Origin of the sequence: Duncaniella sp. (assembly GCF_029054785.1) — a bacterium.
Taxonomy (GTDB): Bacteria; Bacteroidota; Bacteroidia; order Bacteroidales; family Muribaculaceae; genus Duncaniella.
In genome coordinates this window covers 1-19,868 of the sequence record NZ_JAIDEN010000065.1, presented here as the reverse complement: position 1 = coordinate 19,868, position 19,868 = coordinate 1, and the positions used below count along the sequence as shown (strand labels likewise).

16 protein-coding genes are annotated in these 19,868 nt (G+C 51.4%); 8 read left to right on the top strand and 8 right to left on the bottom strand.

What is annotated here, in order from left to right:
* Positions 1–127: 127 nt before the first annotated feature.
* From K2H17_RS04375 to eno, 4 genes are all read left to right on the top strand, one after another.
* Positions 128–2,392 carry a RelA/SpoT family protein gene (locus K2H17_RS04375; protein ID WP_300131870.1) on the top strand — a complete coding sequence of 755 codons (2,265 nt, stop codon included), beginning with the start codon at positions 128–130 and terminating at the stop codon, positions 2,390–2,392.
* Positions 2,393–2,519: 127 nt separating this feature from the next.
* A complete protein-coding gene (gene carA / locus K2H17_RS04370; protein WP_300131868.1) occupies positions 2,520–3,590 on the top strand; it encodes a glutamine-hydrolyzing carbamoyl-phosphate synthase small subunit in 1,071 nt (356 codons plus the stop codon).
* A 24-nt stretch (positions 3,591–3,614) separates the two neighbouring features.
* Positions 3,615–6,839, top strand: coding sequence for a carbamoyl-phosphate synthase (glutamine-hydrolyzing) large subunit (carB, locus tag K2H17_RS04365; protein ID WP_300131866.1), 3,225 nt, complete (start codon positions 3,615–3,617; stop codon positions 6,837–6,839).
* A 147-nt stretch (positions 6,840–6,986) separates the two neighbouring features.
* Positions 6,987–8,282: a phosphopyruvate hydratase gene (gene eno / locus K2H17_RS04360; protein ID WP_300131864.1), complete on the top strand. Its 1,296-nt coding sequence runs from the start codon at positions 6,987–6,989 to the stop codon at positions 8,280–8,282.
* 89 nt (positions 8,283–8,371) lie between these two features.
* Here the strand turns inward: eno and K2H17_RS04355 are convergent, their stop codons facing one another.
* Positions 8,372–8,647 (bottom strand): hypothetical protein, encoded by a 276-nt coding sequence (locus K2H17_RS04355; protein ID WP_300131862.1) that lies wholly within the window; start codon positions 8,645–8,647, stop codon positions 8,372–8,374.
* Positions 8,648–9,067: 420 nt separating this feature from the next.
* On the opposite strand from K2H17_RS04355, the gene K2H17_RS11210 reads away from it, so the two are divergent.
* The gene (locus K2H17_RS11210) at positions 9,068–9,316 is read left to right on the top strand and encodes a GNAT family N-acetyltransferase (RefSeq protein WP_363319922.1); all 249 of its coding nucleotides are present in this window, start codon (positions 9,068–9,070) and stop codon (positions 9,314–9,316) included.
* Here the strand turns inward: K2H17_RS11210 and K2H17_RS04350 are convergent.
* The gene (locus K2H17_RS04350) at positions 9,247–10,005 is read right to left on the bottom strand and encodes a 4Fe-4S binding protein (protein WP_300131860.1); all 759 of its coding nucleotides are present in this window, start codon (positions 10,003–10,005) and stop codon (positions 9,247–9,249) included. The two genes, K2H17_RS11210 and K2H17_RS04350, sit on opposite strands and share 70 nt — an antisense overlap.
* Before the next feature lie 656 nt (positions 10,006–10,661).
* Here K2H17_RS04350 and K2H17_RS04345 point away from each other — a divergent pair.
* Positions 10,662–11,234, top strand: coding sequence for a helix-turn-helix domain-containing protein (locus tag K2H17_RS04345; protein WP_300131858.1), 573 nt, complete (start codon positions 10,662–10,664; stop codon positions 11,232–11,234).
* A 58-nt stretch (positions 11,235–11,292) separates the two neighbouring features.
* On the opposite strand, the gene bcp is transcribed toward K2H17_RS04345, so the two are convergent.
* Positions 11,293–11,745 (bottom strand): thioredoxin-dependent thiol peroxidase, encoded by a 453-nt coding sequence (bcp, locus tag K2H17_RS04340; protein ID WP_300131856.1) that lies wholly within the window; start codon positions 11,743–11,745, stop codon positions 11,293–11,295.
* Positions 11,746–11,892: 147 nt separating this feature from the next.
* Between bcp and K2H17_RS04335 the strand changes: the two genes are divergently transcribed.
* Complete coding sequence (locus K2H17_RS04335) at positions 11,893–12,813, top strand: glycosyltransferase family A protein (protein ID WP_300131853.1); 921 nt, start codon at positions 11,893–11,895, stop codon at positions 12,811–12,813.
* Positions 12,814–12,819: 6 nt separating this feature from the next.
* Entirely contained in the window at positions 12,820–13,872 is a 1,053-nt protein-coding gene (locus tag K2H17_RS04330; RefSeq protein ID WP_300131851.1) for an acyltransferase, read from the top strand.
* Between the two features lie 57 nt (positions 13,873–13,929).
* Here K2H17_RS04330 and K2H17_RS04325 read toward each other — a convergent pair whose 3' ends face one another.
* The 5 genes from K2H17_RS04325 to K2H17_RS04305 form a co-directional block, all read right to left on the bottom strand.
* Positions 13,930–15,150 (bottom strand): cysteine desulfurase, encoded by a 1,221-nt coding sequence (locus K2H17_RS04325; RefSeq protein ID WP_300131848.1) that lies wholly within the window; start codon positions 15,148–15,150, stop codon positions 13,930–13,932.
* Positions 15,151–15,244: 94 nt separating this feature from the next.
* Positions 15,245–16,591, bottom strand: a complete 1,347-nt coding sequence (gene sufD, locus K2H17_RS04320; RefSeq protein ID WP_300131846.1) for a Fe-S cluster assembly protein SufD — start codon at positions 16,589–16,591, stop codon at positions 15,245–15,247.
* Positions 16,588–17,352 carry a Fe-S cluster assembly ATPase SufC gene (gene sufC, locus K2H17_RS04315; RefSeq protein ID WP_300131844.1) on the bottom strand — a complete coding sequence of 255 codons (765 nt, stop codon included), beginning with the start codon at positions 17,350–17,352 and terminating at the stop codon, positions 16,588–16,590. The genes sufD and sufC overlap by 4 nt, the downstream gene beginning before the upstream one ends.
* Positions 17,353–17,878: 526 nt before the next feature.
* Positions 17,879–19,168, bottom strand: coding sequence for an outer membrane beta-barrel protein (locus K2H17_RS04310; protein ID WP_300131843.1), 1,290 nt, complete (start codon positions 19,166–19,168; stop codon positions 17,879–17,881).
* Positions 19,165–19,653 carry a sigma-70 family RNA polymerase sigma factor gene (locus K2H17_RS04305; RefSeq protein WP_300131840.1) on the bottom strand — a complete coding sequence of 163 codons (489 nt, stop codon included), beginning with the start codon at positions 19,651–19,653 and terminating at the stop codon, positions 19,165–19,167. Before K2H17_RS04305 ends, K2H17_RS04310 begins: the two co-directional genes overlap by 4 nt.
* Between the last annotated feature and the right edge of the window lie 215 nt (positions 19,654–19,868).

The window sequence follows — 19,868 nt, the reverse complement described above, 5'->3', positions numbered from 1 at the left end:
CTCTTCATTTCAGTCACATAGCTCGCTATGCTCCTTCAATTCAGAGCCATATCCACCTCAAAACTTTCGCTCAGATTTTAACTATTGTTGTTAAACAACCTCTTAATACTTAACCATCATCTAAGCCATGCAGGAATACAATCTTACCCCTGAAGAAGAAGAACGCTATGTCGAAGCCCAGTTCCGGGATCTTCTTGACGGCTATCTCGCGAGCAACCATCGGAAGAAGGTTGACATCATAGAGCGGGCGTTTCGTTTTGCCAAAGAAGCCCACAAAGGGGTGCGCCGCCGATCCGGAGAGCCTTATATCCTCCACCCGATCGCGGTGGCCAAGATCGCTTCGCAGGAGATTGGTCTTGGGTCGACGTCGATCTGCGCGGCCCTGCTGCATGACGTGGTTGAGGATACAGAGTATACGGTCGAGGACATCGAGCAGCACTTCGGACGCAAGATCGCCCGCATTGTCGAAGGCCTGACAAAGATCTCCGGAGGCATTTTCGGCGACAAGGCATCGGCCCAGGCTGAGAACTTCCGCAAGCTGCTGCTGACGATGAGCGAAGACATCCGCGTGGTGCTGATCAAGATGGCCGACCGCCTGCACAACATGCGGACACTCGGTTCGATGGCACCCAACAAGCAGTATAAGATTGCCGGAGAAACGCTCTATATCTACGCCCCCCTGGCCCATCGTCTCGGCCTCTTCGCCATCAAGACCGAACTTGAGGATCTGAGTTTCAAATATGAGCATCCTGGAGAATATGAGCGCATTGCGGGGCTGATCCGTCAGAGCGAAGCGGGCCGCGAGATGGTCTACAACGACTTCGCAAGCCCGATCCTCAAACGGCTCGATGCAATGGGGCTGAGTTATGATGCCAAGGCGCGCCTGAAATCGGTCTACTCCATCTGGCGCAAGATGGACACGAAGCATATTCCATTCGAGGAGGTCTATGACCTTTATGCCATGCGCATCATATTCGACACGCCCGAAGGAGTGTCGGAAAAGGAGATGTGCTATAAGATCTACGTGGCTCTGACCGATCTCTACCGTCCGCATCCGGACCGCACACGCGACTGGATAGCCAATCCCAAGGCCAACGGTTATCAGGCCCTCCATGTCACTCTGATGGGCCCTGACGGCAACTGGATCGAGGTGCAGATACGCAGCCGCCGGATGGACGAGATTGCTGAAAAGGGCTTTGCCGCCCATTGGAAATACAAGATCGGCGAACATGAGGAGGAAAGCGAGCTTAACGTGTGGCTGAAGACGATCAAGGATATTCTCGACGATCCTACTCCAAGCGCCATCGACTTCCTCGATACGCTGAAACTCAATCTGTTTGCCACGGAAATAGTGGTGTTCACGCCCAAGGGCGAACTGCTGACACTTCCGGCGGGAGCCACGGTGCTTGACGTGGCATTTTCGCTGCACTCCGAGCTGGGAATGCACTGCATAGCCGGAAAAGTCAACCACAAACTTGTGCCGCTTTCGCAGAAACTCAACTCAGGCGATCAGGTCGAGGTCCTGACCTCACAGTCGCAGCAGCCCAAGGAGGAGTGGATGAACTTCCTCGTTTCGGCCAAGGCAAAGACACGTCTGCGCAAGGAACTCAGAAAGGTCCAGCAGCCATATATAGAGAAAGGAAAGAAAATATTCGAAGATTTCCTTGTGCAGAACGACATCATACTGAACAACAGTGTGATGACCAAGATTCTCGGCATTTACCATGTCCAGTCGCGCGAGGAGCTGTTTCTGAAACTCGGAAACGGCGAGATCTCGATTGACGACTATCTGAATGTCAACACATCGCGCGGAGCCCGCTCGCTGGTGAGCCGTCTTTTCAGACTCGGATTCGGAGGCGACAAGAAAGCCGACCGGGCCCGCAGGCTGCTTGCGTCGGTCGAAGTGGCTGAAAAAGAGCCGTCAGACAAGACAAAGATCAACACAAAGGAAACCTATGTGCTGAAATTCAATGACAAGGAGCGGAATTTCGATTTCGCCGACTGCTGCCGTCCGATTCCCGGCGATGAGGTGATGGGCTTCATCAACGACGACGGGACTGTCGAGGTCCACGCCCTGACATGTCCGCGGGCCCAGGTGCTGAAAGCAAGCTACGGCCCACGCATAGTCGCTACGCGCTGGGACAAGGTCGCCGGCCATTTCCTCGCCAATATCCGCATTGAAGGCATAGACCGCCACGGCATATTGCAGGAGCTCACCGGCATGATCTCGACGGCACTCAATATCGACATACGCCGCCTGAACATCGAGGCGGAAAAAGAGGTGTTCAACTGTGATCTCGGAGTGCTTGTGAGCGACACCCGCGCCGTCGAGGAGCTTTGCAGGAGAGTGCTCAAGATCCAGGGAGTCCGCAAGGCGGACCGAGTGCGCTGATCTGAGAAACAGTTTCTAAAATTTGCAATAAATCTTCGCCACACCCTGATAATGTGCTAAAAAAATCGTAACTTTGCAGACGGGTTACAGTGCACCCCGAAGTAACTACATAATATTCAATCACCCCATGCGACAGTTTAAGCGCGCCGTCCTGATTCTTGAAGACGGCACAACCTTTGAGGGGAAATCCTTCGGCTATGAGGCTTCGACCTCCGGTGAAGTTGTGTTTAACACCGCGATGACCGGTTATCCGGAGAGTCTTACCGACCCCTCCTACGAAGGACAGATCCTCGTGACCACTTATCCGATACTCGGCAACTACGGCGTTCCTCCGCGTCGGGAGAGAGACGACGTCAGTGAATACTACGAAAGTGACCATATCCATTGCCGCGCCATTGTGGCCCAGGATTATTCCTATGACCATTCCCACTGGCAGGCCGACCGCTCGTTGGCCCAGTGGCTCGAAGAGGAAAAAATCCCAGGAATCTACGGCATCGACACCCGTCAGCTTACCAAGCATCTCCGTGAACACGGCTCAATGCTCGGCAAAATTTTGATTGACGGTTGTGACGATGTCGATTTTTATGATCCGAACCGGGAAAATCTTGTAGGCAAGGTCAGCTGTAAGGAAATTGAATATCACGGTGCCGGCGACAAGACTGTGGTCCTGGTCGACTGCGGCGTCAAGCACAATATTATCCGCTGTCTGACACGCCGAGGCGTGAAAGTGGTGAGAGTTCCCTGGAACTATGATTTCACCACCATTCCCTATGACGGCCTCTTTATCTCTAACGGTCCGGGCAACCCTGACATGGCAGAGGAAACAGTAGCGCTCATCCGCAAAGCAATGGAGATCGGCAAACCGATCTGCGGCATCTGCATGGGCAACCAGCTGCTCTCAAAAGCCGCAGGCGCTAAAATCTATAAGCTGAAATACGGCCACCGCAGCCACAACCAGCCTGTCAGACGCGTAGGCTCGAACCAGTGTTTCATCACTTCGCAGAACCACGGTTTCGCAGTCGACAACAACACTCTGCCCGCCGACTGGGAAGCTCTGTTCATAAACATGAACGACGGCACCAACGAAGGCATCCGTCACAAGACAAAGCCTTTCTTCTCGGCTCAGTTCCACCCGGAGGCAAGTTCAGGCCCGAAGGACACGGAGTTTCTGTTTGACGAATTCATCAACATGCTCTAAGCATCCCCTCATTTATTTTTCATCATGCGTAACGAAAACATCAAGAAAGTATTGCTGCTTGGTAGCGGCGCGTTGAAAATCGGCGAGGCCGGCGAATTTGACTATTCAGGTTCTCAGGCTCTCAAGGCCATGAAGGAAGAGGGGATCACCACTGTCCTCATCAATCCTAATATCGCCACCGTCCAGACATCTGACGGCTTTGCCGACAAGATCTATTTCCTTCCGGTCACTCCATATTTTGTGGAAAAGGTGATCCGCAAGGAGAAACCTGACGGCATTCTGCTCGCCTTCGGCGGCCAGACCGCGCTTAACTGCGGCGTGGAACTTTACCGCTCAGGCATTCTGGAGAAATACGGTGTGGAAGTGCTCGGCACCCCCGTGCAGGCCATCATGGACACCGAAGACCGCGAGCTCTTTGTCAGGAAGCTCGACGAGATTGATGTCAAGACCATCAAGAGCGAGGCTGTCAATTCGATCCACGATGCCCGCGTAGCCGCCGAGGCTCTCGGCTATCCGGTGATTGTCCGTGCGGCTTATGCCCTGGGCGGTCTCGGCAGCGGCTTCTGTGACAATGAGGAAGAACTTGTGGCCCTGGTTGAAAAGGCGCTCGCCTTCTCGCCGCAGGTGCTTGTCGAAAAGTCGCTCAAGGGCTGGAAAGAGGTTGAATATGAAGTGGTCCGCGACCGTTTCGACAACTGTATCACAGTCTGCAACATGGAAAACTTCGACCCTCTGGGCATCCATACCGGCGAGTCGATCGTAGTAGCTCCCTCGCAGACTCTCTCAAATGAAGACTATCACTGGCTGCGTAAGCTTGCCATCAAGATCATACGCCATATTGGCATCGTCGGCGAATGTAACGTACAGTATGCCTTCGACCCGACCTCGATGGACTATCGCGTCATCGAAGTCAATGCCCGTCTGAGCCGTTCGTCGGCACTCGCATCGAAGGCTACCGGCTATCCGTTGGCTTTCGTTGCCGCCAAACTCGGTCTCGGCTACGGCCTCTTCGATCTGAAGAACTCTGTCACTAAAGAGACTTCGGCTTTCTTCGAGCCGGCACTGGACTATATTGTCTGCAAGATTCCTCGCTGGGACCTTGGAAAGTTCCACGGTGTACGCCGCGAGATCGGCTCGTCGATGAAGTCGGTCGGAGAGGTGATGGCCATCGGCCGCACCTTCGAGGAAGTCATTCAGAAAGGTCTTCGAATGATCGGCCAGGGAATGCACGGTTTCGTCGGCAACAACCAGCGGGACCTGCCTGAACTGGAACACGCACTCAAAGAACCGACCGACAAGCGCATATTTGCCATCGCGCAGGCTCTGTTCAAGGGCTATACCGTCGATCAGATCCACGACCTGACCAAAATCGACAAATGGTTTCTCTATAAGTTGCAGAACATCATTGAAACAGCCCGCGAACTGCGCGAATTCAATGAACTCGAAGCCATCCCCGAAGCCCTGCTGCGTCAGGCCAAGGAACAGGGTTTCAGCGACTTCCAGATTGCGCGTGAGATCTATCAGGAAAATCTGACCGAACCTGAACAGGCGTTGCTTAAGGTGCGCGAACACCGCAAACAGCTTGGAATCCTGCCGGTTGTGAAGCAGATCGACACTCTGGCTGCCGAATATCCCGCGCAGACCAACTATCTCTATCTGACGTATAACGGACGGGAAAATGATGTGCAGTATCTGCATGACCACCGTTCGATCGTTGTGCTCGGATCCGGCGCCTACCGCATCGGCTCGTCGGTTGAGTTCGACTGGTGTTCTGTCAACGCTCTTCTGACCGTCAAGAAGGAAGGATGGCGTTCGGTCATGATCAACTACAACCCCGAAACTGTATCCACAGACTACGATATCTGTGACCGTCTCTATTTCGACGAGCTCACATTCGAACGTGTGATGGACATTCTGGATCTCGAACAGCCCCACGGAACAATCCTGTCGGTCGGCGGTCAGATCCCCAACAACCTTGCAACACGTCTCGACGCTCAGAACATCAATATTCTCGGCACCACAGCCCGCAGCATCGACAATGCCGAAGACCGCAACAAGTTCTCGGCAATGCTTGACCGCCTGGGCATCGATCAGCCCCGTTGGCGCGAGCTGACAAGCATGGACGACATCAATGAATTCATTGATGAGGTTGGCTTCCCCGTTCTGGTACGTCCCAGCTACGTGCTTTCAGGTGCGGCAATGAATGTCTGCCACAACCAGGAGCAGCTCACCCGCTTCCTGCGTCTTGCAGCCAATGTCTCTAAGCAGCATCCGGTTGTTGTCTCGCAGTTCATCTCATCTGCAAAGGAAATCGAGATGGACGCCGTCGCACAGAACGGCGAGATCGTGGCCTATGCCATCTCCGAACACATCGAATATGCCGGTGTGCATTCAGGCGACGCCACAATCCAGTTCCCCCCGCAGAAACTCTATGCCGAGACCATCCGCCGCATCCGCAAGATCTCACGCCAGATCGCCAAAGCGCTTGAAATCTCCGGTCCGTTCAACATTCAGTTCCTGGCCAAGAACAATGACATCAAGGTGATCGAATGTAACCTCCGCGCATCTCGAAGCTTCCCCTTCGTCTCCAAGGTGCTCAAGATCAATTTCATTGACCTTGCTACACGTGTGATGCTCGGTCTGCCTGTCGAGAAGCCCTCTAAAAATGCCTTTGATCTGGACTATGTCGGCATCAAGGCCTCTCAGTTCAGCTTCTCGCGTCTTCAGGGAGCCGACCCGGTGCTCGGTGTGGACATGGCCTCTACCGGTGAGGTAGGCTGTATCGGCACAGACTCCTCCGAGGCTCTCATAAAGGCCATGATCTCTGTCGGAAACCGTATTCCGGCCAAAGCAGTGCTCATGTCGACCGGTACGGCCAAGCAGAAAGCCGATCTTCTTGACGCGGCCCACGAGCTTGCCAACCGCGGCTATACGATCTATGCCACCGGCGGCACTCATGCCTATCTCAATGACAACGGCATTCCTGCGATCCGTGTCTACTGGCCCTCACAGCCCGACATGCAGCCACAGGCGATCGAACTGCTCCACGACCACAAAGTCGACATGGTTGTCAACATTCCGAAGAACTTCTCGACAACCGAGCTGACCAACGGCTACAAGATCCGTCGCGCGGCCATTGACCTCAACATCCCGCTGATGACCAACGCGCGCCTGGCTTCGGCCTATATCGACGCCTTCACTACTCATCCGCTGGACGAGATCGAGATCAAGAGCTGGGACGAGTATTAAATATAATAAAGCAAAAATTAATCATCGACTTATTGCAAAGCGTATTGATATTTTGTAAATTTGCTGCGCAATTTCACAAGCAGACAGATTGTCAATCCGCTTCCAAAGGCATAAGGTAAAAACTCAACTATAATTATAATATAGACTATGAAAATTGAAAAAATTATCGGTCGTGAAGTCCTTGACTCACGTGGCAATCCTACCGTTGAAGTAGACGTAATCCTCGAATCAGGCGCACGTGGTCGCGCATCTGTTCCCTCCGGCGCTTCTACCGGCGTAAACGAAGCTCTTGAGCTCCGTGACGGTGACAAGAACCGCTATCTCGGCAAGGGCGTTCAGAAGGCTGTCGCTAACGTAAACGGTCCTATTGCTGACGCACTCCGCGGCATGAGCGCACTCGATCAGATCAAGATCGACGAAGCTATGATCGCTCTCGACGGCACTGACACCAAGTCAAACCTCGGCGCCAACGCTATCCTCGGTGTATCTCTCGCCGTTGCCAAGGCTGCTGCTGACTACCTCGACCTTCCCCTCTACAAATATATCGGTGGCTGCAACAGCTACGTGCTCCCCGTTCCCATGATGAACATCATCAACGGTGGCGCTCACTCTGACGCTCCCATCTGCTTCCAGGAATTCATGATCCGTCCCATCGGCGCTTGCTGCTTCAAGGAAGGCATCCGCATGGGTACTGAAGTGTTCCATAGCCTCAAGAAAGTTCTCCACGACCGCGGTCTCTCTACCGCAGTAGGTGACGAAGGTGGTTTCGCTCCCGCCCTCGACGGTACTGAAGACGCTCTCAACGTGATCATCAAGGCTATCGAAGCTGCCGGTTATGTTCCCGGCAAGGACGTGACTATCGGTCTTGACGTAGCTTCTTCTGAATTCTACAAGGACGGCGTTTACGACTACACCTGGAAGCAGGGTGCCGACGCTCCCAAGTACACTTCAGAGCAGCAGGCTGAATACCTCAAAGGCCTCGTAGAAAAATATCCTATCGACTCAATCGAAGACGGTATGGCAGAAGGCGACTGGGAAGGCTGGAAGATCCTCACCGATCTCATCGGCAACCGTTGCCAGCTCGTCGGTGACGACCTCTTCGTGACCAACGTCAAGTATCTCGAAAAGGGTATCGAACTCGGCTGCGCCAACTCGATCCTCGTTAAGGTTAACCAGATCGGTTCACTCACCGAAACTCTCCGCGCCGTAGAACTCGCTCAGCGCAACGGCTACACCGCAGTTATCTCTCACCGTTCAGGTGAAACTGAGGATGCCACTATCGCTGACATCGCAGTTGCTACCAACGCCGGACAGATCAAGACCGGTTCTGCAAGCCGCTCTGACCGTATGGCCAAGTACAACCAGCTCCTCCGTATTCAGGAAGAACTCGGCGAAGCTGCTCAGTATGGCTACGGCAAGCGCACCAAAATGCCCCAGGCTTAATCGTGTAGCTTGACAGCACGCAAATAAAATCAATGCCGGTCTGATTCAGTTCAGGCCGGCATTTTTGATTTTATGCTGTCAAAATTTCTTTATTCTGAAATATCTTCGTCTGCCTTCTTCAGGGCATCGCATATCTGAACAACGGTATAGAATTCTTCTTCGTCCATTTGTAAGATATCCTGAATAATTTCAGATTCGGTATAAGTGCTGTCAAATTCCCACCCGTGCTCCAAAGCATGTTTTGTGATGCGTTCCACTTTGGCCTGCTCCTCTTCGCTGAGAAGGGGTGAATCTGTGCAGGTGCTTTGAGTGCATGAACATAGAAATAGAATTGTGGCGGTTAGCAAATAGTGCAGATGTTTCATAATCGTTATATTGTTTAGTGGAAATGCTCGACGTAACCTCGTGAAATAGAATCGTTTTTTCTATATTCGATATAAGCTGCCATCGCTAATTGAATAAGTTGAAAATAAAATGGCGGATAATATGATAAATAGTAGGTTTGTCCTCGTAAAAAGCATTTGATTGTTATTAGTGGCAAATATATGAAAAAAGGAATAAAGTTAAACGAAATACATTGTTATTAACTTTAATTAATAGTTGGGAGATGCTGTTGTAACTATTCAGCGATTCAAACATCTTGATTGCAAGCAAGTTGTAGTAGGATGCACCCCGGAGCATCCGCCGGTTTTATGGTTCATCAACCTCGTTTTCGGATGCACCATGGTGCATCTCTACCCTGATAATGAGGCTCTTAGGTTGGCAATATTCGCTGAATAGTCACGATGCTGTTTATTGACAGCCATTGTCGCGGGCTTGGCTACGGATCAATGTTGCTTGAATTTGCCGGATGCCAGGGAGCTGTAGAAGTTGATGTAAACGAACAGAATCCGTCTGCTCTCGCTTTCTACAGAGCAAACGGATTCAAAATCAAGTGTAGGGATGAGACCGACGAGGCCTTGTCTCAGATGAAGAATTCAGGTTCTCTCCGTCGGGCAAACACTGTAGTGAAGATCTTGCCTATGAGTTTATAGCCGAGGCCCCGGTATTTGCGGGTGCCTGACGGGCATGAAACAATGCAGCGGCCACATGAGATGCAACGCTCTGCATTTGTGGCCCAGGGAGTTGTAGGGTCTATGGCTTCTGCCGGGCACAGTTTTGAACATTTGCCACATTTTTTACAATCGACTTTATTTCCGGAAGGGTGAAACGGAACACTGCTGTATTTTTTGTACGGGCGGCATCCTTTTATCGACAACACGGGAATCTCCGAACGTTCGATTGCCTCTCTGCATGACTTTCCGAATTCCGTCAGCTTCTCGATGTCGTTACTGTCAGGCCGTGATATTCCGGCATTTGGGAATATTGAATGTTGGGCTATGAAGGCTCCGGCTGCTATGACCCGGAATCCGGAATCACGCAGAATGTCAGTAAGCTCAAGCAGTGCGTCATCATAATCACGATTGCCATAGACAACGATTGCTATGGCTCTGGCTCCGTTGCTTTGCAGCCTTTTAAGCTTATCGGCTGCCAGCGATGGAATTCTTCCGCCATATACAGGAGCCCCGACAATGACGATATCATCCTTGTCGAATGTCATTGTTGCCGGCATGTCATTGTCTGCCAAGTTGAATGATCCGTTGATCGGAATGCCGATGGCGCCGGCCACGGTATCAACACATTTTTGTGTTGTGCCGGAGGCGCTGAAGTAGATACTGTTCAAAAAATCTGTGTGCATAAGTGGCTATTGCAAGTTGTTGTGAAGCACCCTCTGGATTGAAACGGGGATAATTGGCGTTGATTACAACTTATATCTTTTAGAAGTCACAAAGTTATGGTGTTTCTTCGGATATAAGATGTAACGGGCCATGAAATCATTGTATGATTTGTCAGAAAACAAGAACAATAACGCGCCATCTAAAGGCTGTTTAAAAACAACCTCTTAAACGACTTCTAAATATTCATTAAAGCCCATGTGGTTATGCCTGCATGATCTTTCCCTTACCGGCATCAAACATTGTTGAATAAGTCGGAATGAATGTCTGATAAGTCTGATTGGGATGTGAGTTTGTACGATGTGTTCGCTGCCGGGAAATAATGTACTATCTTTGTATTTCTTAGAATATCGAATCTATGTGGAGGCTGACAATAATTGACAGAACAACAGCAGGACATGCATCCATAATATCAAAAGTGGAGGCCGGATGTATTATATGCGATAGTGGCTCGGTGAGGCTTTCTGTTGACGGTGCAATTTGTGATGTAAGACAGGGTGATTTATTCATATATCCGCCATATTCTAAAATTGAGATTGATCGAGTTGACAGTCTGTTTGAATGCAAGATCTGCGAGGTGGATTATGAATTCGTATTGTCAGCAATGAAGACAATTTCATGGAGCCCTAAGTTGAAGTTTATTTCAAAAGTACCGGTGGTGTCTCTGTCTCCTGTCTCTGCCGGTCGTATCAATGAACTCATACAGCTGATTTTGAATCGGCAGGATGATGAAATCAGCCAATTGAATGCACTTTCTCTCGATTGTCTTCGGAAAGCGCTGGCTTATGAAGTCCTCATGGCTTATATGGAAAAGGTGGAACTGCCTGACGAGACCAGGAATTCGCGTGATTCCATTGTTGTCTCATTTCAGGAGGCCTTAAAATGTGATGCTGTACGGTTCAGGGATGTCAGACATTATGCGCAGCTGCAAGGCCTCACTCCGCGCTATTTTTCAACTGCCATACGCGAACTGACAGGCTATCCTCCATTCTATTGGATCTGCCGTGCGGTAATCGTCGAAGCGCAGCATCTGATGCTTGATACTACGCTGAGCCTGAAAGAAATAACATATAGATTGAATTTCACAAGCCAGACGTTCTTTTCGCGTTGGTATCATCAGTATTCAGGTGAAACTCCGTCACAGTTCAGAAAGAGAAATAGAATGCAGAAGGCTTAGCCACGTTCCCCAATATTTGTCAAGCCTGGTGTTGAGAGGTTGTCTAAAAAACAACCTCTCAGTTTAGTAGTTCCAGCAGCTGTTCGCCGGCTTTTTTGGTGTCGACCTTGGTGATGATGTGGGTGATGCGGTGATCAGTGTCGGTCACGAAGGTTGTGCGGACGGTGCCCATGTATTCGCGTCCAGCCATTTTCTTCTTTTGCCATACTCCGAATGACTGATTGACCTCTGTTGTCGGGTCGGAGAGCAGAATGAAGGGGAGCGAATATTTATCGGCGAACTTAGCGTGGCTTGCCACTGAGTCTTTGCTTATGCCGATAGTGGTATAGCCCTTTGCTTCAAGCTCGCTGTTGAAATCGCGCAGGGAGCAGGCTTCGGCTGTGCAGCCGGGGGTGTTGTCCTTGGGGTAGAAATATATGATCAGAGCCTTGCCTGCGAAATCAGAGCTCTTTACTTCGTTGCCGGCCTGGTCCAGACCGAGCACTTCGGGGATTTTGTCGCCAATTTCCATATTGTCGTTGATTATCGGGTTGTTGAAATGTTGTTTTTTCAGGCGTAAAATTACGGATAAAATCTGTTATTCCAACGGCTTTTGGCGGGCAATGGTTGATTGGTGCTGAAATTTTGGCTAACTTTGTTGTCCTGCCGTCTTCCAGCCATGAGCAATCAGATCACCATAGTTATCCCGGCTTATAACAGGGCGCACACGCTGCCGCGCACGCTGCTTTCTGTCGAGAAGCAGACAGTGGCGCCTGCACGCGTTGTCCTTGTCGACAATGCCTCCACTGACGGGACTTTCAGTCTGATGAGCGACTGGGCCTCGCGGCAGACCGGCTTTGAGGTTTTGCTGCTTCGCGAAGAGAAAGCAGGTGCCTGCGCCGCCCGTAACTGCGGGTTGCGGGAAGTGGAGACTGAATTCGTGATGTTTTTCGACTCTGACGATGAGATGCTTCCCTCCCATGTCGAGGATTTTTCGAAAGCGATCGCTCGGAATCCTGGGGCCGATATATTCGGGCGCAGCATTATCACGGAGGATATTGCGGGGCATCGCCGGAAGCTCTATTTCACACATCACGATCCGATGTTCAACCACCTTTTCAGAGGCTGTCTCTCGACCCAGCGCATAGTGGCGCGGACTGCATTGGTGCGCCGTGTCGGAGGCTGGAACGAGGACTTGCCCGCATGGAATGACTTTGAACTCGGAGTGCGCCTGCTTCTTGCCTCAGACAGAATCGTCTCACTGCCCGGAGATCCTTCTGTCATAACCTATCAGCTTGCAGAGTCAATCACCGGGACATCTTTCAGTGCCAAAGCCGGGCAATGGGAAAAGGCCTTGGACTGCATTGAAAAGCTTCTTTCATCAGCCGGACGCACCGATCTGCTTAAATGGATCGACTGCCGCCGGATGATCCTCGCCGCGCATTACGCCCAGGAGGGTAGTGCGGATCTGGCAGCCGCGCTGAGGGGGCGCACCGCAGTTAATGGCCGTGGCCGCAGGCGCTTGTCGCTGATATATTCCTATCAGCTGTCATTCCGCAGACTGGCCTGGTGTGTCGCCCGATTGATTTTTATCTTTTGATTGTATATGGACACGACTGACAGACAACGCATCGATCTGATGAAACTGGTCCTCATGATGGGGATCATACTCATCCACTGCGGAATGACATCCAATATAGAGCTGACCGACGGCAACCGTCATGCCTTTGCCTTCATCGAGGCGATGACGAGCACGGTGCTCCAGGTCAGTGTGAAGTCATTTTTCATTCTGTCAGGCTTCCTGTTTTTCCGCAACATGGATCTTTCGGCCTCTTTTATGCCGATGAAGATATTCAGTCAGAAGCTCAGGTCAAGGTTCAATTCGCTGTTTGTGCCGTATGTCCTGTGGTGTACCATCGCAGGCATATTGCTGGTGTTCAAGTCGCGTTATCTCGGCTTTGAGGGACATGGGGTGATCGGAGATTCGGGAAATCTGGATCCGCTTGTCTTCCTGAAAGGCTACTGGGATCTTACGGATGGCTATCCGTTGGCTTTCGCCTTCTGGTTTATCCGAAACCTGATGATATTCGTCATTCTGAGTCCTGTTGTCTATGTCATGGCCAGGCATACGACCGCTGTCATCCTGTTATATTGCATCCTGATTGTCAGCGGGCTTAATCTTTACGGCTTTGAATATTTTCTGTTGGGAGCATGGCTTGGCGGGTGTAAAATCAGTCTGTTTGATGCACGTCATCGCCGTTGGTTGCCAGGATGGATTATTGTCTATGCAATTTCTTTGTACTGCAATCTTGCATGTTCTCTGCCCCCTGTACCGGATAGATTGATGGGGGTAGCGATGAATGTATCGGTGTTTGCCATTCTGGTCAGTCTGATCTCTCTGACTTGTCACAGACCATTCGGAGTTTTCATCAGGGCGCTGATTCCATCGACATTCTTTCTGTATGCTTTCCATGAACTGTATTGTACGGTCGTGAGAAAGATGTGGCTCCGTGTGTTCGGCGACGGGACAGATGCCGGACTGCTCTTGACCTATGCGCTCTCGTTTGTGACGCTTGTTGCGAGCAGCTGGATCGTCTATAAGATTGTGTCGGTCACCGCACCACGGCTTATGGCCGTGCTGACTGGCGGGCGGAAATAAGCGGTTGTTAAACAACTGCTGAAAAAATAGTGGCGGTATAGTGGCTGTGTGTGTGTCTTATCGCAGCATTTCGCTTACGCGGCTGAGGGCCGCAAGGAAGCGGTCACATTCCTCGATGGTGTTGTAGACGGCAAATGAGGCACGGACCGTGCCTTCGATTCCGAGAGCTGTCATCAGAGGCTGGGCGCAGTGGTGGCCGGTGCGGACGGCAATGCCGAGTTTGTCAAGCAGCATACCCATGTCATAGTGGTGCTCGTTGCCTACAAGGAATGAGATTATGGCACATTTTCCGGGCGCTGTTCCGAAAATCCTTATGTCGGGAATTTCTTCAAGCATTCGCCGGGTGGTGTAGTCAAGAAGTTTATGCTCGTGTTCGGCAATGGCGTCGATTCCGATGCGCTGCATGTAGTCGATGGCCTGATGCAGTGCGGCGATGCCTACGAAATCCGGAGTGCCGGCTTCGAACTTGTAGGGGAGTTCGGCGAAAGTCGTTTTCTCAAAGCTGACCGACTCGATCATCTCGCCGCCACCCTGATAGGGAGGCATCTTTTCAAGCAGTTCGCGTTTGCCGAAGAGCACACCGACACCGGCGGGTCCGTACATTTTATGGGCTGAGAAGGCATAGAAATCCGCACCGATGTCCTGGACATCAATCTTCAGATGAGGTGCGGCCTGTGCGCCGTCAATGAGCACGGGTACTCCGTGGCTGTGTGCCTCGGCGACGATCTCCTTGACGGGGTTGACGGTTCCGAGCACGTTTGATGCGTGGCAGACACCGACAAAGCGGGTGTGCTCGTTGAAGAGCGAACGGTAGACATCCATGTCCAGCGAGCCGTCGGCTTTGATCGGGATGACACGGATTCTGATGTCGGCTCTGCGCTGAAGCAACTGCCAGGGCACGATGTTGGAGTGGTGTTCCATCACCGAGATGATGATCTCGTCACCGTCTTTGAGGAAAGTACCTCCATAGGAAGCGGCCACAAGATTGATCGCTTCAGTGGTGCCGCGTGTGAATATGATCTCGTCGCTTGAGGGGGCATTGATGAAATCTCTGACCTTCCGGCGGGTGCTTTCCTGAAGCTCTGTGGCTTCCATTGAAAGGGTGTGCACCCCGCGGTGGACGTTGGCTTTTGTCTGCGTGTAGCCTGACACGATTGATCTGACCACTTCGTCAGGGGTCTGCGAAGTGGCTGTATTGTCTAAATATACAAGCTGCCGACCGTAGATTTTGCGGTCGAGAATCGGATAGTCAGCGCGTATCTTTTCGATGTCAAGCATAGGTGTGTAGTAAAAGCTTTGGTTTGAGGAATGGCCTGAGAGGCTGTTGAAAAAATGTCGTGTAAGCCGTTGCTGTTTCAGCGGCAGGGCCGGATCACTCTTTCGGCCGGCATCCGGCGCAGTCACCGAGAGAGCCGGCAAAACGGCGGTCGACCAGATGGAGCAGTCGTTCACGCAGGCCGCTGATGTGGACGGTGTCGATTACGTCGACCATGAAAGCCTGCATGAGCATTGTACGTGCTTCTTTTTCGGGGATTCCGCGTGAACGCATATAGAAGAGAGCGTCATTGTCGAGCTGGCCTGTTGTAGCACCGTGCGAGCACTTGACATCATCGTTGTAGATCTCAAGCTGCGGCTTGCAGTGCATTTTAGCGGTCGTGGAGGCCAGGATGTTGCGGTTGCTCTGATATGCTTCTGTGAATTTGGCACCGGGTGCTACGAAAATGCTTCCTTCGAAAGCGCCTTTCGATTCGCCGTCGAGCACATATTTAAAGAGCTGGTTGCTGTTGCATCGGGGAGCCATGTGACGGATGTCGGAATCATTGTCCACGTGCATGTTGTCAGAACCGATGACCATTCCTGCAAGCATTGTCTCGCAGCGCTCGCCGAGCAGCGAAACCGAGAAGTCGTTGCGGGTGGTTCCGCAGGTGAGTGTAGTCGAATTGAACGAGAAGTTCGATCCTGCATTCTGGCGGACAAACAGGCGTGAGTAGCGGGAGGTCCGGGCTGATGATTCCTCGATCGAGCAGACTTCGAGCCGTGCGCCTTCGCCGAGAATGACTTCTGAGATCTGGGCGGCAAGATAGGAGTTTTCCTGATCCTGGGTGTGGTCGCAGACAAGGAGTTGCAGTTCGGCATTCTCTTCAACCACAATCAGGATGCGGCGGAACGCAGCCAGGGGGACTGGAGAAGAGAATACATTGACCAGCTGCAAGGGGCGCTCGATGCGCACGCCTTTCGGGACGTAGATCATCACACCGTCCTGAGCCAGAAGGGTGTTGAGAGCCACGCTCGGATTTTCAGCCGGGGCCACTGTATTGTAATATTTCCCGACAAGTTCAGGATGTTCCTGCGCGATCCGTTTCAGAGAGCCGAACAGCACACCTTCGGGCAGTTTGGATTCCAGTTTTGAAGTCGGGAGAAAGGAGTCGTTTATCACGAATCCGAGAAGTGTCGAGAGCGAGGGGACATCGCAGCGGAAACTTGCGGCGACGTCGACCGGAATGTTGACACGCGAGACGTTGACTCCGTAGTCCGGAGCAAACATCTCTTCGATCGAAGTCTTTTCAAAGCCTTCGGTGTGTCTGTCGGGCAGTCGCGAAGACTTGACGATGTCAAGAGCCTCTTTGCGGGGAGCGTTGAGGACCGGTGCGGAGTTATCGCAGATCAGCTCGCGGTTCTGCTCGTAGAGTTCGATATATTGGGTGAGGGAGTTGCTCATAGGTCATTCTCCTCTTTAATCCAGTCGTAGCCTTTTTCTTCGAGTTCAAGAGCCAGTTCGGGGCCTCCGGTTTTGACGATGCGGCCCTTGTAGAGAATATGCACGAAGTCAGGCTTGATGTAGTCGAGCAGGCGCTGATAGTGGGTGATGACGATAGTGGCGTTTTTATCTGTCTTGAGTTTGTTGACACCGCCGGCCACGATGCGCAGAGCGTCGATATCAAGGCCTGAGTCAGTTTCGTCAAGGATGGCCACGCGCGGTTCGAGGACTGCCATCTGGAAGATCTCGTTGCGCTTTTTCTCGCCTCCTGAGAAGCCTTCGTTGACAGAGCGTGAAGCCAGTTTGTTGTCAAGCTCGACAATAGCGCGTTTCTGGCGCATCATTTTCAAAAAGTCGCTTGCCGAAAGAGGTTCCTCGTTGAGATATTTGCGCTTTGCATTGACTGCGGCGCGCATGAAGTTGACCATTGACACACCGGGAATCTCCACCGGATACTGGAACGAGAGGAACAGACCCTCATGGCTGCGGTCTTCCGGCGAAAGGTCAAGGAGGTTGACGCCATGCAGGTAGGCCTCACCTTCTGTGACTGTATAGGCAGGATTGCCTGCCAGTACGCCTGACATTGTGCTTTTGCCGGAACCGTTGGGGCCCATAATGGCATGTACCTCACCTTCGTTTATTGTAAGGTTGAGGCCACGGAGTATCTCTTTATCCTCCACTTTGGCGTGGAGATTGCGGACTTCAAGTAATTTTTTGCTCATCTCTAAAATAATTGTCAGATGGTTTTGATGCAGCTGCTCTAACTTGCTGGGAATTGCAGTCGCAATCAGACTGCGAAATTACCAAATTTCTCTCATCTACCCAAACATTTTGGCTACGACTTTGGTTTGCGGGCTGATATGTGTGAAAAACTGAATCCGTAGAGCTGGAATTGTGAAACGCCTGATTAAATTTATAAAATAAAGGTTAAATTTAGCGGTGTAACAATATTGTGTTACAATTGTAATGAAATTGTAACATCTGCAACCTAACTTTGCATCGTGAAACAAACAGAGCTTCATTCTCTCAAATCAAAAATGAAGCCTCAAGATATAAAATCAATACCGAAACACGAAAATTTACGGTTGCAAAATAGTTTTTTAGTAGACAAAACCAAGAATTTATCACATTTTTTACAGAGAGGCTGTCGAGAACGACAGCCTCTTCTGCTTTTGGCGGATTCCAAATTAATACAATCACACAAATTTAATTTAGAGGTTGCTTTTAAACAACCTCTAAATCTAAATCTTATCTGCCCAGAGAGAGGCGCAGGCCGATGTTCAGGTTGAAATTCAGCGGTCGGTCTTTGTAGATGGAATTGAGATTGGAGCCGTTGTCAATATAATAGCTGATGCCGGGCTCGACATAGATTCCGAGTTCATCGGTCATGCAAAACTGCACACCGGCGGCTGCATTCAATGAAAATTGCCATTGATTTTCATGGATGTCAGCCGTTTTTTTAACGGCAGGTTTCCCGTTGGTGGTCTCATGCCCGGAAATCTTGCCTGCAACGCATTTCTCGGCCAGACCGCCGGCCGAGGCATAGAAATCAAAAGAGCGCCAGGATGCGAGACGGTATCTGAGATTCAGCGGCACTCCGAGGTAGTGAAGTGTCTGTTCGCCGGTGTAGGTGGAATTCGCGGTCTCTCCTGTCACATCGGAACTGAGGCGTGAATATGAGATACCGCTTTCAACATTCAGCCGGGGGGCAATAACATAACTGACCGAGAGACCGAAACGGATCGGCTGATGGTGTTGCATACGGAGTTTGTTGTAATTATTCGAGCTTATGCCTGAGGCTGCGGAGAGGATCTGGTGTTTGTTCTCGGAGTCTGATGCCGGATCGTCGAACCAGAGATTGCCGAATGTCTTATTGATTGTGCGTCCCTCTGATTCTGTTGTATTCCCGACGGCTCCGGAGGTGAAAACACCCACGGAGAAACGCTTTCCGGCAGTTGCGGACTTTGGCGGAAGGATATGTTTTTCAGTCTTGCCGGTCAGGTGGCGATTGTCGGTTGGCTGTTGTGTAGCCGTGTTGTCGGCCTTTTGTCCTGACTTTTCATTTTCATTGGTGGCGGCAGCGACGAAAGGCTCTTGTGTTTCAGGTTCTTTGGCAGCCGGATTTGTGTCCGGAATGGCGTCATGCGCTGTTGCCTCGGAGGATGCTGGGCCTGCGGTCGGGGATCCGCGGTGGTGTGCCATAACGGAGGCTTGTGTGTTTTTCAGGTCGGAGATTGTCGGGCTGAGTTGGGCCGGAAGTTCCGGCGCTGTCATCTCATGAGTAGTGCTGACGGCAAATGACGGCGCGGAGTCAGTGCGGCCTCCCTCACGCGAGAGGTAGAAGCCGGTGACCATTACGGCAGTGAGAAGCGCGGCGGCTGCGAGCCACGTCAGGATTGTCCCTCTCCGCTTTCTTGTCGGGGGGATGATGGTGGCGTGTTGCCGTGCTTCGAGCTGTGACCAGAGGCCGTCAGGCTCTTCAGTCTCGAAGTCTGCGATCTTGTTGCGTATGTCGTTTAGCCATTTGTCGTCGTTCATGATGACTGTCGGTTTATGAAATCTCTGATTTTTGATGCGAGCAACGCTTTTGCGCGGTGGAGCTGTGAGGCTGACGTGCTTTCGGCGATACCGAGAATTGTCCCGATCTCGCGGTGACTTTTCCCTTCGATGGCATAGAGGTTGAACACCAGTCGGTAGCCGTCGGGCAGCGTTCGGATATATTCATGGATCTGCGCAGCGGGAATATCGGTGAGTTCGGGCTCATCGCCTGAAGTGTCGGGAAGATTGTCGTGGAGCTCGCCGAAGTCGATATGGCCGTTGCGGCTGATGAATTTCAGCGATTCGTTGACAACGATTTTTGTCATCCAGGCTTTCAGCGAACCCTCTCCGCGATAGGTGAACTGTCTGATTCCTCCGAATATCTTCATGAAGCTGTCCTGAAGGACATCCTTCACGTCCTCGTCATTCTGTATATAGCGGGAGCATACGGCAGTGAGATGTCTGACATATACGGAATATATCATTCTCAAAGCCGCAGGCTCATTGTTGCCGATACTCTGCAACAGATCTTGTTCTTTACCGGCTGTGCTCAAAACCGCTATATGAAGTGATGACTGTTGTTTTTATGACTGGGGGTGTTGCAAAACCCGGAATAGTTGGCTATGGTCCTGACTCTTAAAAAAGCATCCCGGTTGAGAATCATAGTTTTGCAACACCCCACAGGAGTTTAACGTGAGGA

Bases quoted from the DNA above. Each gene is read 5' to 3' on its own strand.
- K2H17_RS04375 (WP_300131870.1), top strand. From the start codon at position 128: ATGCAGGAATACAATCTTACCCCTGAAGAAGAAGAACGCTATGTCGAA.
- carA (WP_300131868.1), top strand. From the start codon at position 2,520: ATGCGACAGTTTAAGCGCGCCGTCCTGATTCTTGAAGACGGCACAACC.
- carB (WP_300131866.1), top strand. From the start codon at position 3,615: ATGCGTAACGAAAACATCAAGAAAGTATTGCTGCTTGGTAGCGGCGCG.
- eno (WP_300131864.1), top strand. From the start codon at position 6,987: ATGAAAATTGAAAAAATTATCGGTCGTGAAGTCCTTGACTCACGTGGC.
- K2H17_RS04355 (WP_300131862.1), bottom strand. From the start codon at position 8,647: ATGAAACATCTGCACTATTTGCTAACCGCCACAATTCTATTTCTATGT.
- K2H17_RS11210 (WP_363319922.1), top strand. From the start codon at position 9,068: ATGCTGTTTATTGACAGCCATTGTCGCGGGCTTGGCTACGGATCAATG.
- K2H17_RS04345 (WP_300131858.1), top strand. From the start codon at position 10,662: ATGAAGACAATTTCATGGAGCCCTAAGTTGAAGTTTATTTCAAAAGTA.
- bcp (WP_300131856.1), bottom strand. From the start codon at position 11,745: ATGGAAATTGGCGACAAAATCCCCGAAGTGCTCGGTCTGGACCAGGCC.
- K2H17_RS04335 (WP_300131853.1), top strand. From the start codon at position 11,893: ATGAGCAATCAGATCACCATAGTTATCCCGGCTTATAACAGGGCGCAC.
- K2H17_RS04330 (WP_300131851.1), top strand. From the start codon at position 12,820: ATGGACACGACTGACAGACAACGCATCGATCTGATGAAACTGGTCCTC.
- K2H17_RS04325 (WP_300131848.1), bottom strand. From the start codon at position 15,150: ATGCTTGACATCGAAAAGATACGCGCTGACTATCCGATTCTCGACCGC.
- sufD (WP_300131846.1), bottom strand. From the start codon at position 16,591: ATGAGCAACTCCCTCACCCAATATATCGAACTCTACGAGCAGAACCGC.
- sufC (WP_300131844.1), bottom strand. From the start codon at position 17,352: ATGAGCAAAAAATTACTTGAAGTCCGCAATCTCCACGCCAAAGTGGAG.
- K2H17_RS04310 (WP_300131843.1), bottom strand. From the start codon at position 19,168: ATGAACGACGACAAATGGCTAAACGACATACGCAACAAGATCGCAGAC.
- K2H17_RS04305 (WP_300131840.1), bottom strand. From the start codon at position 19,653: ATGATATATTCCGTATATGTCAGACATCTCACTGCCGTATGCTCCCGC.